The organism is Dysosmobacter sp. (genome assembly GCF_052306735.1).
Lineage (GTDB): Bacteria > Bacillota > Clostridia > Oscillospirales > Oscillospiraceae > Oscillibacter.
In genome coordinates, this window is record NZ_DAWBAJ010000053.1 from 1 (window position 1) to 13,407 (window position 13,407).

At 62.4% G+C, this 13,407-nt stretch carries 17 protein-coding genes; 6 read left to right on the forward strand and 11 right to left on the reverse strand.

Going from position 1 to position 13,407, the window contains the following annotated elements:
• The 6 genes from ACT67G_RS10575 to rsxC form a co-directional block, all read right to left on the reverse strand.
• Positions 1–725: RnfABCDGE type electron transport complex subunit B (locus ACT67G_RS10575; protein ID WP_443664218.1), on the reverse strand; the 725-nt coding region annotated here is incomplete at its 3' end.
• A 13-nt stretch (positions 726–738) separates the two neighbouring features.
• A complete protein-coding gene (gene rsxA / locus ACT67G_RS10580; RefSeq protein ID WP_326214480.1) occupies positions 739–1,329 on the reverse strand; it encodes an electron transport complex subunit RsxA in 591 nt (196 codons plus the stop codon).
• A complete protein-coding gene (locus tag ACT67G_RS10585) occupies positions 1,329–1,964 on the reverse strand; it encodes an electron transport complex subunit E (RefSeq protein ID WP_325244920.1) in 636 nt (211 codons plus the stop codon). The genes rsxA and ACT67G_RS10585 overlap by 1 nt, the downstream gene beginning before the upstream one ends.
• Before the next feature lie 20 nt (positions 1,965–1,984).
• Positions 1,985–2,599, reverse strand: a complete 615-nt coding sequence (locus ACT67G_RS10590) for an FMN-binding protein (protein WP_443664219.1) — start codon at positions 2,597–2,599, stop codon at positions 1,985–1,987.
• A complete protein-coding gene (locus ACT67G_RS10595; protein WP_325244924.1) occupies positions 2,596–3,618 on the reverse strand; it encodes an RnfABCDGE type electron transport complex subunit D in 1,023 nt (340 codons plus the stop codon). The genes ACT67G_RS10590 and ACT67G_RS10595 overlap by 4 nt, the downstream gene beginning before the upstream one ends.
• A complete protein-coding gene (gene rsxC / locus ACT67G_RS10600; RefSeq protein WP_325244926.1) occupies positions 3,615–4,985 on the reverse strand; it encodes an electron transport complex subunit RsxC in 1,371 nt (456 codons plus the stop codon). Before rsxC ends, ACT67G_RS10595 begins: the two co-directional genes overlap by 4 nt.
• Positions 4,986–5,326: 341 nt before the next feature.
• On the opposite strand from rsxC, the gene ACT67G_RS10605 reads away from it, so the two are divergent.
• On the forward strand, positions 5,327–6,178 hold the full coding sequence (locus ACT67G_RS10605; protein WP_325244928.1) for a DUF975 family protein: 852 nt from the start codon (positions 5,327–5,329) through the stop codon (positions 6,176–6,178).
• Positions 6,179–6,346: 168 nt separating this feature from the next.
• Positions 6,347–7,741 carry a MocR-like pyridoxine biosynthesis transcription factor PdxR gene (pdxR, locus tag ACT67G_RS10610; protein WP_443664220.1) on the forward strand — a complete coding sequence of 465 codons (1,395 nt, stop codon included), beginning with the start codon at positions 6,347–6,349 and terminating at the stop codon, positions 7,739–7,741.
• A gap of 51 nt (positions 7,742–7,792) precedes the next feature.
• On the opposite strand, the gene trxA is transcribed toward pdxR, so the two are convergent.
• The 3 genes from trxA to ACT67G_RS10625 form a co-directional block, all read right to left on the reverse strand.
• Entirely contained in the window at positions 7,793–8,110 is a 318-nt protein-coding gene (gene trxA / locus ACT67G_RS10615) for a thioredoxin (protein WP_325244932.1), read from the reverse strand.
• A 79-nt stretch (positions 8,111–8,189) separates the two neighbouring features.
• The gene (locus tag ACT67G_RS10620) at positions 8,190–9,020 is read right to left on the reverse strand and encodes an NAD(P)/FAD-dependent oxidoreductase (protein WP_443664221.1); all 831 of its coding nucleotides are present in this window, start codon (positions 9,018–9,020) and stop codon (positions 8,190–8,192) included.
• A complete protein-coding gene (locus tag ACT67G_RS10625; protein ID WP_325244936.1) occupies positions 9,010–9,309 on the reverse strand; it encodes an ArsR/SmtB family transcription factor in 300 nt (99 codons plus the stop codon). Before ACT67G_RS10625 ends, ACT67G_RS10620 begins: the two co-directional genes overlap by 11 nt.
• Positions 9,310–9,707: 398 nt before the next feature.
• On the opposite strand from ACT67G_RS10625, the gene rpe reads away from it, so the two are divergent.
• Genes rpe through recR form a run of 3 tightly spaced genes read left to right on the forward strand, consistent with a single transcriptional unit; the run spans position 9,708 to position 11,966 of the window.
• On the forward strand, positions 9,708–10,352 hold the full coding sequence (rpe, locus tag ACT67G_RS10630; protein WP_326214491.1) for a ribulose-phosphate 3-epimerase: 645 nt from the start codon (positions 9,708–9,710) through the stop codon (positions 10,350–10,352).
• 18 nt (positions 10,353–10,370) lie between these two features.
• On the forward strand, positions 10,371–11,348 hold the full coding sequence (locus tag ACT67G_RS10635) for a 1-aminocyclopropane-1-carboxylate deaminase/D-cysteine desulfhydrase (protein WP_443664222.1): 978 nt from the start codon (positions 10,371–10,373) through the stop codon (positions 11,346–11,348).
• A gap of 18 nt (positions 11,349–11,366) precedes the next feature.
• The gene (gene recR / locus ACT67G_RS10640) at positions 11,367–11,966 is read left to right on the forward strand and encodes a recombination mediator RecR (protein WP_326214494.1); all 600 of its coding nucleotides are present in this window, start codon (positions 11,367–11,369) and stop codon (positions 11,964–11,966) included.
• 106 nt (positions 11,967–12,072) lie between these two features.
• On the opposite strand, the gene ACT67G_RS10645 is transcribed toward recR, so the two are convergent.
• Complete coding sequence (locus ACT67G_RS10645) at positions 12,073–12,300, reverse strand: helix-turn-helix domain-containing protein (protein WP_443664223.1); 228 nt, start codon at positions 12,298–12,300, stop codon at positions 12,073–12,075.
• A gap of 90 nt (positions 12,301–12,390) precedes the next feature.
• On the opposite strand from ACT67G_RS10645, the gene ACT67G_RS10650 reads away from it, so the two are divergent.
• Positions 12,391–12,555, forward strand: coding sequence for a hypothetical protein (locus ACT67G_RS10650; RefSeq protein WP_443664224.1), 165 nt, complete (start codon positions 12,391–12,393; stop codon positions 12,553–12,555).
• 52 nt (positions 12,556–12,607) lie between these two features.
• Here the strand turns inward: ACT67G_RS10650 and ACT67G_RS10655 are convergent.
• Positions 12,608–13,407, reverse strand: an 800-nt coding sequence (locus ACT67G_RS10655) for an acetyl-CoA C-acyltransferase (protein WP_443664225.1), incomplete at its 5' end; no start/stop codon positions are given.

The window sequence follows — 13,407 nt, forward strand, 5'->3', positions numbered from 1 at the left end:
TCGATGACGGCCACGCCGTTGACCACATGGATGGCGTCCTTCTTGCACTCCTTCTGGCACAGGCCGCAGCCGATGCAGGAGTTGGCGCACACGCTCATGGCGGCCTTGCCCTTGTCCTGGTTGGCGCAGGCCACGTGGACCTTCTTGGACACGGGGACCTCCGCGATCAGGTGGCGGGGGCAGGCAGCGGCGCAGGCCATGCAGTCGGTGCACTTATCGGGATCCACCACGGCGGTACCGTTGGGGCCGATAGACATGGCGCCGAACTGGCAGGCCTTCACGCAGGAGCCGAAGCCCAGGCAGCCGAAAGCGCACTCCAGAGGACCGGCAGCCACCTTGGTGGCGGAGATGCAGTCCTTGACGCCCCGATACTCATAGCGCTTGACGGCGTTGGTGCCGCCGTTGCAGCGGACGAAAGCAACCTTCCGCTCGCCGGAGGGAGCCTCCTGGCCCATGATGGCGGCGATGGCCGCAGCATTTTCAGGGCCGGCGGGGGCGCAGGCGTTGACGGGAGCGGTACCGGCCAGGATGGCGGCAGCGCAGCCGGCGCAGCCGGGATAGCCGCAGCCGCCGCAGTTGGCGCCGGCCAGGTGGCTGAGGATCTGCTCCTCACGGGGATCCTTCTTGACCTCGAAAACCTTGGAGGCCACGGCCAGGATCAGGCCGAACACACCGCCCAGGATACCCAGAACCAGGACAGCGTACAGAACATTCATCATATCCATAATTCAGACCTCCTTACCAGACCTTCAGGCCGGAGAAGCCCATGAACGCCAGAGCCATGAGGCCGGCGGTCACCAGAGCGATGGGGAAGCCCTCGAAGGCCTTGGGATAATCCGCGAACACCAGGCGCTCACGAATGCTGGCGAAGAGCACGATGGCCAGCAGGAAGCCCAGGCCGCCGGTGATGCCGTACACCACAGACTCAATGAAGTTGTAGTTGTTCTGCACGTTCAGCAGCACCACGCCCAGCACGGCGCAGTTGGTGGTGATCAAAGGCAGGTAGATGCCCAGAGCCGTATACAGGGAGGGCATGGACTTCTGCAGGAACATCTCGATGAACTGCACCAGAGCGGCGATGACCAGGATGAAGGCCACGGTCTGCATATACTCCAGGCCCAGGTTCACCAGGATCAGGTTATTGACGACGAAACACACGGCGGACGCCAGGCCCATGACGAAGGTCACGGCGATGCCCATACCAACAGCGGTATCCACCTTCTTGGAAACGCCCAGGAAGGGGCAGCAGCCCAGGAACTGGGAGAAGATGAAGTTGTTGGAGAGAATGGCGCCCAGCGTGATGGCAAGAAGATTATAGATCTGGTCCATTATTTGCTCTCCTCCTTATTCTTGGATCTGCTCAAAGCCCACTGCATAGCCGCAATCAGGCAGGCCAGCACCAGGAAGCCGCCCACAGGCAGGGTCAGCATACCGGCGGGGAACTGAGAGGGCAGGATCTGGATGCCCTTGCCGTCGGGGCCCAGGAGGCCGCCGCCAAAGGTACCGGCGCCCAGGAACTCACGGATGATGCACATGATCAGCAGAACCACGGTATAACCGATGCCCTGGAAGATGCCGTCAAAGAAGGAAGCAGCGATGCCGTTCTTATAGGAGAAGGACTCCGCACGGCCCAGGATGATGCAGTTCACCACGATCAGGGGGATGAACACGCCCAGGGAGGCAGCCAGATCCGGCACAAAAGCCTGGATCAGCAGGTCCACGCAGGTCACGAAACCGGCGATGACCACGATGAACATGGCGATACGGATCTTATCGGGTACGATCTTGCGGATTGCGGAAATAATGACATTGGAGAGGGTCAAAATCACCGTAACGGCCACGCCCATGCCCAAACCGTTGAAAAACGAGGTGGTGATTGCCATGGTGGAGCACATGCCCAGCACCTGCACCAGCACGGGGTTGTTGGTAATCAGACCTTCCTTGAATTGTTTACCCAAATTCATAAGTAGTGTGTCCCCCTTTCTCAGCCCAAAGCGGCCACGGCGGCCAGGGCTGCGTTGACGCCGGTGGTCACGCCGCGGGTAGACACGGTGGCGCCGGTGATGGCCTCCACGTTGGTGCCCACAGCCAGCGTACCGTCAGCGGCGCTCTTGCCGGCAAACTGATCCAGCACGCCGGTGCCGCTGGCCAGAGGCTCGTTCTCCATGATCTTGGAGCCGATGCCGGCGGTCTCGGAGTTGTCCACGATGGACACGCCGGTGACGACGCCGTCGCCGTCCACGCCCACCATCATCTCGATGTTGCCCTGAGAACCGGAGGCAACCACCTTGAGCACATAGCCGGCGCCCTGGCCGTCATAGAGCTCGGTGAGGGTGCCGCCGGCAGCGGTAGCAGCGTCCACAGCCGCCTGGGGCAGCTCCGCCACAGCCTGGAAGCTGGAGGGATCGGAGACCACCTGGGCCATGGCCTGCTCAGTCTTCTGCTGATTGATTTGGGCGATGGGGCCCGCGGTAACGCCGTTGACCAGGCCCAGCAGGCCTGCCACGATGATGCAGGTCACCAGCAGCGTAACGGTGAGCTTGGTGATGTACTTGGGATCCATATCGACCTTTTCCTTGGTCTTCACTTCGTTGCTCATTTCGCAGCCGCCTCCTTCTTGTTGGACTTTACGACGCCGAAACGAGCGGGCTTGACGCTCTTGTCGATCAGAGCCACGAAGAGGTTCATGACCATGATGGAGTAGCACACGCCCTCGTTATAGGAGCCGAAGTAACGGATAAACACGGTGAACAGGCCGCAGCCGATGCCGAAGATCAGCTGGCCCTTCTTGGTAACAGGAGAGGTGGCGTAGTCGGTGGCCATGAAGAAGGCACCCAGCATCACGCCGCCGCTGAAGAGGCTGCAGAGCATCCACTCCACGTTGGAGGCACCGGCCTTGGGGAACAGGAGGGTCAGCACGGCCACGGTGGCAAGATACCCAACGGGGGTCTGCCAGTTGATGACCTTGCGCCAGATGAGGTACACACCGCCGATGAGGATCATCAGGGCGGAGATCTCACCCATGGAGCCGCCGCAGTTGCCCAGGAACAGGTCGGAGATCTGATAGTTCTCCAGCAGGCCGGCCAGATCGCCGGACTTCATGTAGGCCAGCGGGGTGGCGGCGGTGACGGCATCCACGGTGCCGCCGAAGAGGGGCGCCTTGCTCTGGGCGGGATCGATCCAGGTGGTCATGACGCTGGCGTAGCTGCCCAGCAGGAACGCACGGCCGGCCAGGGCGGGGTTGACGAAGTTCTTGCCGATGCCGCCGAAGAGCTGCTTGACCAGCACGATGGAGAAGAAGCCGCCCACCACGATCATCCACAGCGGGGTGGAGACGGGGCAGACAAAGGCCAGCAGCATGCCGGTGACGACAGCGCTGAGGTCGCCCACAGACTGGGGCTTCTTCATGAGCTTGCGATAGAGCCACTCCCAGAACACACAGCCCACCACAGACACCGCCGTCAGCAGCAGGGCCTCGATGCCGAACTTCCAGATGGCCCAAGCCAGAGCGGGCACCATCGCGATGATGACGTCCAGCATGATGGAGCGGGTATTCTCAGAAGCACGGATGTGGGGGGAAGAAGTGGCAATGAGTTTCAGATTCTTGTAGTCCGTCATTTGTTAGCGGCCTCCTTCTTCTCTTCCTCGGCCTTCTTGGCCGCGGCGGCCTTCTCAGCAGCGGCCTTATCCTTAACCAACTGCTTGCCGGTCTTGAACATATGAGTCAGATGCACACGGGCGGGGCAGATGTAAGAGCAGGCGCCGCACTCCATGCAGTCCATGATGTGGGCTGCCTCCAGCTCCTCCACCATGCCCTTGGAGGCATACTGGAACATAAACAGAGGCTCCAGGTGCATGGGGCAGGCGGCCACGCACTTGCCGCAGCGGATGCACTGGGGGTTCTCCACGGTCTTCTCCTCGTCCTCGCAGAAGGCCAGCATGGCGCCGGTGCCCTTGGCGACGGGGATGTCCGCGGTATACTGGGCCATGCCCATCATGGGGCCGCCGCAGATCAGCTTATAGGTGCCGTCCTTCAGGCCGCCGCAGGCATCGAACAGGCAGGAGACCGGGGTGCCGATGGGGCACTCGATGTTCTTGGGCTCCACCACGCCGGAGCCGGAGACCGTGACGATCTTCTTCACCACGGGCATGCCGGTGGTGATGGCCCGGAAGATGGCGCAGGTGGTGTTGATGTTGAACACAGCGCAGCCGATGTTGGCGGGCAGACCGCCGGGAGGCACCTGCTTGCCGGTGATGGCCTGACAGAGCTGCTTCTCACCGCCCTGGGGGTAACGGCAGCGCAGGGGCTCCACCACCACGGGGGCCTTCTTCTCGGCAATGACCTTGTTCATGGCGTCAATGCCGTTTTGCTTGTTGTCTTCCACGCCGATGATGACCTTGTCCACGCCGAACATCTTGGCAAGGTACGTGGCGCCGCCGATGATCTCCTCGGGACGCTCCAGCATGGTGCGGTGGTCACCGGTGATGTAGGGCTCGCACTCGGCGCCGTTGATGATGACGGTATCCACCTTGCCGATGCCGCTGGTGATCTTCACGTGGGTGGGGAACGTTGCGCCGCCCATACCGACGATGCCGGCGTTCTTCACGATCTCGATCATCTCGTCCACCGTCAGCGCGTCGGGGTTGGCGGGGGCCTGGACTTCCTCAGACAGTTCGTCCTTGAAGTCGTTTTCAATGACGACGGACATCATGTTGCCGCCCATGGAATAGGGACGGGGCTCCACTGCCTTGACCGTGCCGGAAACACTGGCGTGGATCGGCGCGCCCAGACCATGGAACTCGCCGATCTTCTGGCCCACCTTCACGTGGTCCCCGGCTTTGACCAGGGGCGTGCAGGGCGCGCCAAAGTGCATCGACATGGGAATGACCACAACAGCGGGCGGTGCCAGCTGCTCGATGGCCTTTTCATTGGTCGCGGCCTTCATATCATGGGGATGAACGCCGCCAAAGAAAGCTTGTGCCATTGTCTTCACCTCATTTTTACTCCTGATAGTGTTCCGGGCCGCCGCCGCCTCCGTTCCGGCGTAAAGGGCGTGGGGCGCACCCGGGTGATACTACCACATACTGCGCTTTATTCTACACCCAACTTTAAAAAATGTCCAGACTGTGAACGACGGTTTTTGTGGAAAAAACGCACTTTCTCGGGGAAACTTTTATAGCTTTCCACATATTTCCTCCTTTTTAACGCTTCTTAACGCCTCCTTCCCGCCAGAGCCGCACTTGTCAAGGCACTTGAAACATGATACACTGAAACGCAACAAAGATTCCGCCGGGATGTGCCCGGAAAAGGAGGTCTTCCCCTGACATGATGGCACAACTCATTGACCGCAAGGCCCTCAAGGCCCAGATGAAGGATCTGCTGCGCACCGCCCAGGTGAGTGCCGTGGGCATGACGGCGCTGTATCTGGCACTTACGCTGGCTTTGAATTTTGCAGACACCGTGGTGGGTGTCTCCGCATGGGATCCCCTGCGCACCGCCGGTTCCTCCGTATTCCTGAATCTCTTTGTCTCCATCCTCACCTGGATGATGGGCATGGTGCTGGGTGCCGGCTTCGTCCTTTACTGCATGGCGGTCCGCCGGGGAGAGCGGGCGGAGTATATCACCCTCTTTGACGGGTTCTCTACCGTGGGCCGGATCCTGGGGCTCAACATCGTCATGAGCTTTTTCATCGTGCTGTGGTCCATGCTCTTCGTGATTCCCGGCATCATTGCCGCCTACCGCTACCGCTTCGCCCTCTATAATCTGCTGGAAAATCCGGACATGGGCATCCTGGAGGCCCTGGATCGCAGCAAGGAACAGACTTACGGCTACAAGGGCCAGCTCTTTTTGCTGGATCTGAGCTATCTGGGCTGGGGGGTGCTGGCCGCTCTGCCGGCTCTTGTCATCAACTACTCCGTCACCACCCAGTCCATGTTCGCCCTACTGGCAAATACCCAGGTGGCCTACACCGGCCTGGCGGCCCTCTCCACGGAGGTCACGGCCCTGGTGTGCGGCATCTGGAGCCTGGTGGTGTCCCTGTTCTACCTGCCGGTGTACCAGTGCACGGATATCGGCTATTATGAGATCGCCAAACAGACCTGGACCGGCGGCCAGGATTCCGCCCCCTGGAGCGGCTGGAACCGGGACGACGGTCCCGACGGCCTGGGCGGCCTGTGATCCCTTTTCCCAGCGTACAAGTCCCGGACGGGTTTTAGAACCCGCCCGGGACTTTTTTCTCTTCCGTCAGCCGCCTGTCAAAAATACCATGGCAGGGATATCCCGAATATGGTATGATCAAATCACGCAAAATACCGCCATTCTTTATGGTCAGAGAGGAGGGTTCCCATGCTGACCTATTCCATGGATGCCCGGGGCAATACGCCCCTGTACGAATACCTGTACCGGTGCATCCGGGACGACATTCTCTCCGGCGTGCTGGCCGCCGGGGAAAAACTCCCCTCCAAGCGGGCCCTGGCAGATCACCTGCACCTGTCCGTCATCACCGTGGAGGGCGCCTATCAGCAGCTGGAGGCGGAGGGCTATATCCGCGCCAGCCCCCGCCGGGGATTTTTTGTGCTGCCGGTGGAGCGGACGGCTCCCCCGGCCATCTCCGCCCCTGCCGCGGCGCCGGAGACGGCGGGGAAAACCTGGCGTCTGGACCTCAAGAGCAACCGGGTGGACACCGCCCGGTTTCCCGTCTCCGTCTGGGCCCGGCTCACCCGGCAGGTTCTCAGTGAGGACGGCGGCGCCCTGCTGCGGCCGGTGCCCCACCAGGGCCTGCCCGCCCTGCGGCAGGCCATCGCCCGGGACCTGCGGGACTACAAGGGCATGGCCGTCTCGGCAGAGCAGGTGGTGGTGGGCGCCGGTGCGGAGTATCTCTATTTGCTGCTGGCCCAGCTGCTGGGCCCGGACACCGTGCTGGCGGTGGAGGATCCGGGCTATCCCAAGATCCGCCTGGTATACGGCAAGTGCGGTGCCCGGTGCCGCCCGGTACCTTTGGACAGCCAGGGGCTGGATATGGGGGCCCTGGCCGCCTCCGGTGCCACCGCCGTACACCTGTCTCCTTCTCACCACTATCCCACGGGGCTGGTGACCCCCATCGGACGGCGTCAGGAGCTGCTGCGCTGGGCATCGGACACCGGCGGCATCATCATTGAGGACGACTACGACAGCGAGTTCCGCTTCTCCGGCCGTCCCATCCCCACTCTTCAGAGCATCGACGGCGAGGGCCGGGTGATCTACATGAACACCTTCTCCCAGACCATCTCTCCGGCCATGCGGGTGGGGTTCATGGTACTGCCTCCCCGTCTGCTGGAACGCTACCGCCGGGAGCTGGACTTTTACGCCTGCACCGTCCCGGCCCTGGATCAGCACGTGCTGGGCCGCTTTCTTGCCGGAGGCCACTATGAGCAGCATCTCTCCCGCATGCGCAAGGAGTACCGGGACCGCCGCGCAGGCGTTCTGGAGGCCTTCCGCTCCAGCCCCTTTGCCGGGCGCATCTCCATCTCCGAGCAGGGAGCGGGGCTCCACTTTCTCCTGAACCTGCGCACCGCCCGCTCCGACCAGGTGCTTCGGGCTCGGGCGGAGGAACTGGGGGTACGGCTGGGCTTTTTGTCGGAGTACGCCGCCGTGCCCGACCCCGCCTACGCCCACACCCTGGTGATCAACTACGCGGGGCTGGACGGCAGCCGCCTGCCGGAGGCCATGGATCTTTTGTCGGAGGTCTTCGCCGAACCCTGAAAACGCAGAAGGGCCCCCGGGCTGATGCCCGGGGGCCCTTTTTTACAGTTCTTACAGGTTCTTGTTGAGGATATCCACAAAGACCTGGCCGGGCATGACGCCCACCTTGCGGTCGAACTCCACGCCGTTTTTCAGGAACACCACGGTGGGGATGCTCATGACGCCGAACTGACGGGCCAGATCCGGCTCCTCATCCACATTCACCTTGCCCACCAGGGCCTTGCCCTCAAACTGCTGGGCGATCTCCTCCACCACGGGAGAGAGCATCTTGCAGGGGCCGCACCAGGAGGCCCAGAAGTCCACCATAGCCACGGGAGCGGCGCTGACTGCCGCCTGGAACTCAGAAGTCTTTAAATGCTTGATTGCCATAACGATCATTCTCCTTATATTAAATGTATATGATTTAGGATGGATCGGATTCTCTCAGGATATGCGGAATCCCTCCGATTCAACCCTGTTTCTTTTCCGCCCGCAGCAGATCCGCCACATAGGCCGCGGCGCTCTGTCCGGCGATGAGCCCTTCTCCGGCGGCCTTGGACACCTGGAGGGGGCCTCCGGTGCAGTCTCCCGCCGCGAACAGGCCCGGCAGGTTGGTGGCCATCTTCCGGTCCACCGCCACATAGCCGTTCTCCAGCGTCAGGCCCGGGAACAGGTCTCCCGGCGCTGCCGTGGGCCGGAGGATGAACACGCCCTCCACCTGCGCCGTCTCGCCGTCGCAGGTGACGGAACTCACCTGTCCGTCTCCCCGGATCTCGCAGGTTCTGGGATTGTTGAAATAGGTAACGGAGCAGCCCAGTCCCCGGAGGAAATCCGCTTCCTTCCGGGCGGTATCCGTATAGCCCAGCACCGCCACCGCCTTGCCCCGGTAGAGCATGCCGTCGCAGGTGGCGCAGTAGCTGACGCCCCGGCCCAGATGCTCCGTCTCGCCGGGGAATTTCTTCCCCCGGGAAACGCCTGCCGCCAGGATCACCGCCCGGGCGTTGTACATGTCGCTACCCACGCTGACATACCAGCTGCCGGACACCGCCATGGCAGTGAGGGCCTTGCCAGAGAGGAATTCCACCCCGTCCCGCTCCGCATGGGAGCGCATCTCCCGCAGGAGCCCCGCGCCGCTGCGGCCGGGCATGCCCAGGTAGTTTTCCACCTTTTCCGCCCGCCACAGGGGATTTTCCTCCAGCGGATTGGACACCACCAAAACGCTGCGGCCCCGGGCCCGGGCATTGATGGCCGCCGACAGCCCGGCGGGCCCGCCGCCGATCACCAGGATCTCACAGGACATAGCCGGATACCTCCTCCCCCATCAAAGCCGCCACCAGAGCGGCCACCTCCGCCGACGCGGCGTGGTAATAGACCTCGTTTCCCACCCGCTCGGCGGTGACGATCCCTGCCGAACGGAGCTTTTGCAGATGCTGGGAGATACAGGACTGGGACATCCCGGTCCCCCGCTCCATACAGCCCACATTGCGGCAGCCCATCACCAGCAGGCTGTGGACGATCCGCAGCCGCACGGGATTGGATAATGCCTTCAGCAGCGCCGCCCGCTCCTCGTAATCAATGTTCGTTTCCATGGGCTTCACCGCCTTCCTGTTTTTTGATATTAGAATATCATAATGTTCTCATTATAGAAGTTGTTTATGCAACACTTTCCCGTTTTTTCAGAAAGTTCCTCCGGGCTTGTCCCACGGCAAAAATTCCGCCTGCCGCCCCGGCGGGGCCGTTGCTTTTAGGCCGGGAGTCTGGTATCATGAAACCAACAGCAAATTGGGAGCCGGCAGGAGATCCCGCCGGCTCCCTATTCAAAAAAGCGGCGGGCCCCGCGCCGGGGGCGGACGCTGCGCGAGGTAAACAACCGGGGGGCCACCTGCCGCTTGCACCATCCTATGCGCCGGCGTTTTCCTGCGTCACCGGGCCTGGCCCCCATGTCCCGGCGCCTGGCCGCCGGAAATCAAAAAAGGGAGTGTTTTTTATGGTCAAAATCGCACCCTCCATCCTCTCTGCGGATTTTGCGAATCTGGAGCGGGATATTCAGCGGATCTCCACCGCCGATTATGTCCACGTGGACGTGATGGACGGCATGTTCGTCCCCAACATCACCATCGGCATCCCGGTGGTGAAATCCATCCGCCCCACCACGCAGCTGCCTCTGGACGTGCATCTGATGATCGTGGAACCTGTGCGGTATGTGGAGCAGTTCTGCGACGCCGGGGCGGATCTGGTGACAGTCCATGTGGAGTCCGACACAGAGGAGAACATTCACGCCGCCATTGACAAGATCCACGCCAAGGGCAAGAAGGCCGGCATCGTCCTCAAGCCCAAGACCCCGGCGGAGGCGGCCCTTCCCTTCCTGGAAAAGGTGGAGCTGATCCTGGTGATGACGGTGGAGCCGGGCTTTGGCGGCCAGAAGTTCATGGCGGACATGATGCCCAAGGTCTCCACCCTGCGCAAGTGGATTGATGAGAAGAATCCCGCCTGCGAGCTGGAGGTGGACGGCGGCGTGGCCCCGGACACCTGCAAGACCTGCATTGAGGCCGGTGCCAACGTGCTGGTGGCCGGCAGCGCCGTGTACAAGGCGGAGGATATCCCCGCCCGCATTGCCCAGCTGCGGGGCTGAGAATCAGGAGGTACTTTTATGGCAAATACCACGCTGCCCCGGGTCTCCCTGGGCGTCTACCCCACTCCTTTTTATAAATTGGAGCGTATCAGCGCCCAGTACGGCCGGGACATCTGGATCAAGCGGGACGACCTGTGCGGCGTAGCCCTGGGGGGCAACAAGGTCCGCAAGCTGGAGTATCTGCTTGCCCAGGCCCGCTCGGAGGGCTGCGACACGGTGTTCACCACCGGCGGCGCCCAGTCCAACCACGCCATGCTCACCGCCGCCTGTGCCGCCCGGCTGGGGATGCAGACCATCCTGCTGCTGAAAAAGCGGGGCGTCACCGAGCACCGGGGCAATCTGGTGCTGGACGACATCTACGGCGCCCAGGTGCGCCTGGTGGATACCGACGACTATCAGGACATCTACCGGGAGATGGACCGCCTCAGTGGGGAGCTGGCGGCCCAGGGCCACAAATGCTATCCCATCCCCGTGGGCGGGTCCACAGCCTTGGGCGCGGTGGGCTATGTCCACTGCGTGGAGGAGATGGCCGCCCAGCTGCCCCAGGGCATGCAGGTGGGGCACATCGTCTCCGCCACCGGCTCCGGCGGCACCACCGCGGGCCTCCTGCTGGGTGCCGCCCGCTGCCTGCCGGGAGCCAAGGTCACCGGCATCGGCGTGGACGACGATCCCTTTGAGGACATCGTACCGGAGCTGGCAGCCGGAGCTGCGGAGCTGCTGGGGTGGGATCTGCCCCGCCGGGATGGCGACTTTGAAATGGTGTACCATGTGGGCCCCGGCTATGCCATTCCCAATCCGGAGGACACCCCCTATATCCAGGAGCTGGCCCGGACGGAGGGCATTTTGCTGGATCCGGTGTACACCGGCAAGGCCTGGGCGGGAATGCTGCGCCTTCTGAAAGAGGGCTATTTCACCGGCGACGCGCCTGTGGCCTTTGTCCACACCGGCGGCGCCGCGGCCCTCTTCGCCATGGATCTGCCGGAAGCATCGAAATAAAGGAGCGTAGCGTACACCATGGAATATTTCCCCGCACCTCTTGAAAAACTGGTGGAGCAATTCGCCCGGCTGCCGGGCATCGGCGGCAAATCCGCCCAGCGGCTGGCCTTTTATGTGCTGGGCCTGCCGGAGGCGGAGGCCCAGGAGTTTGCCGACGCCATCGTGGACGCCAAGAAAAGCGTCACCTGCTGCCCGGAGTGTCAGAACTTCACCGCCGGAGGGCTGTGCCCCATCTGCGCCTCCCCGAAACGGGACCCCTCCGTCATCTGCGTGGTGGCGGATCCCCGGGACGTGGCCGCCATTGAGCGCAGCCGGGAGTTCAACGGCCGCTACCACGTGCTCCACGGCGTCATCTCCCCCATGAACCACGTGGGCCCCGACGACCTTTCCATCAAATCCCTGGTGGAGCGAGTGGCCAAGGGCGGCGTGGAAGAGGTCATCATGGCCACCAACCCCGACACGGAGGGAGAGGCCACCGCCATGTATATCGCCCGGCTCTTAAAGCCCTTCGGCGTCCGGGTGACCCGCTTGGCCTATGGCATCCCCGTGGGCGGACATCTGGAGTTTGCGGACGACGCCACGCTGATGCGGGCTCTGGAAGGCCGCCGGGATATTTAACATCGAAAAAGTGCTTCTGCACTTTTTCGAGAGGGATACAGCCCGCTGCGCGCATCATTTGGCCGTCATAGCAAAGCGGGGACCGGTATCACCGGTCCCCGCTTTATCATGGCTTGGGATAGGGCAGATCCGACGGAAGCCCCAGCAAATAGTCTGCCGACACGTGGTAATACAGGCACAGCCGCCGCAGATCTTCCAGGTTCGGCTCCGCCTCGTCCCGTTCCAAATGGGATATTTTCCGCTGGGAACTGCCCAGCGATTCCGCAAGCCGCGCCTGGGAAAGGGGCGGCTCCCGATCCTCCCGCAAAGTCTTGATCCGCTGTCCAAACGTCATCATTTATCACCCAGACCAATTTAGCATAGCCGAAAACAGGCTATTGCATTTTAGAGAAAAATAGTCTAAACTGGTCCTGAGGTGGTTATGATGACTGAGACCTGTCAAACCTGCCGGCACTTCCGCCAGCACTACATCAAAATGGGCTGGCGGTATGCCCCCATTCTCCACGGGCACTGCGTCTATCCCCGGCTGAAGCCCCGCCGGGCGGACACCCCTGCCTGCCCCTGCTACCGTCCCCGGGAGGACGCATAAAAAAGCGGACCGGCAAAAGCCGGTCCGCTTTTTATAACTTGTTATCAGGCGCTCAGCACTTCTCGAAGACAGTGGCAGTGCCCATGCCGCCGCCGATGCACAGGGTAGCCAGGCCCTTCTTGGCCTCGGGACGCTTCTGCATCTCGTGGAGCAGGGTGACAATGATCCGGGCGCCGGAAGCACCAACGGGGTGGCCCAGAGCGATAGCGCCGCCGTTGACGTTGACCTTGCTCATGTCGAAGCCCAGCTCACGGGCAACGGCGATGGACTGAGCGGCGAAAGCCTCGTTGGCCTCCACCAGGTCGATGTCGTCGATGGTGACGCCGGCCTTGGCCATAGCGTTGCGGGAAGCCACCACGGGGCCGACACCCATGATCTTGGGATCGACGCCGCCCTGGCCCCAGCCGATCAGCTTGGCCATGGGCTTGAGGCCGTACTTCTCAACAGCCTCACCGGAGGCCAGGATGATGGCGGCAGCGCCGTCGTTGATGCCGGAGGCGTTGGCGGCGGTGACACGCTGGGTGCCCTTGTCCTCAGCATCCTGGATGCCCTTGGGCTCGAAGGTGTGGACAACCTGGGGGTTGGGGGACTCGGGGCCCACGGGGAACGCGCCGCGCAGCTTGGCGATGCTCTCAGGGGTGACGCCCTCCTTGGGATACTCGTCGCGCTTGAACTCCACGATCTCCTTCTTGACCTTCACGGGAACGGGAACGATCTCGTCGTCAAAACGGCCGGCATCCCGGGCAGCGCAGGCCTTCTGCTGGGAAGCAGCGGCGAACTCGTCCTGCTCCTTGCGGGTGATGCCCCAGATATCATTGATGTTCTCAGCGGTGGTGCCCATGTGATAGTTGT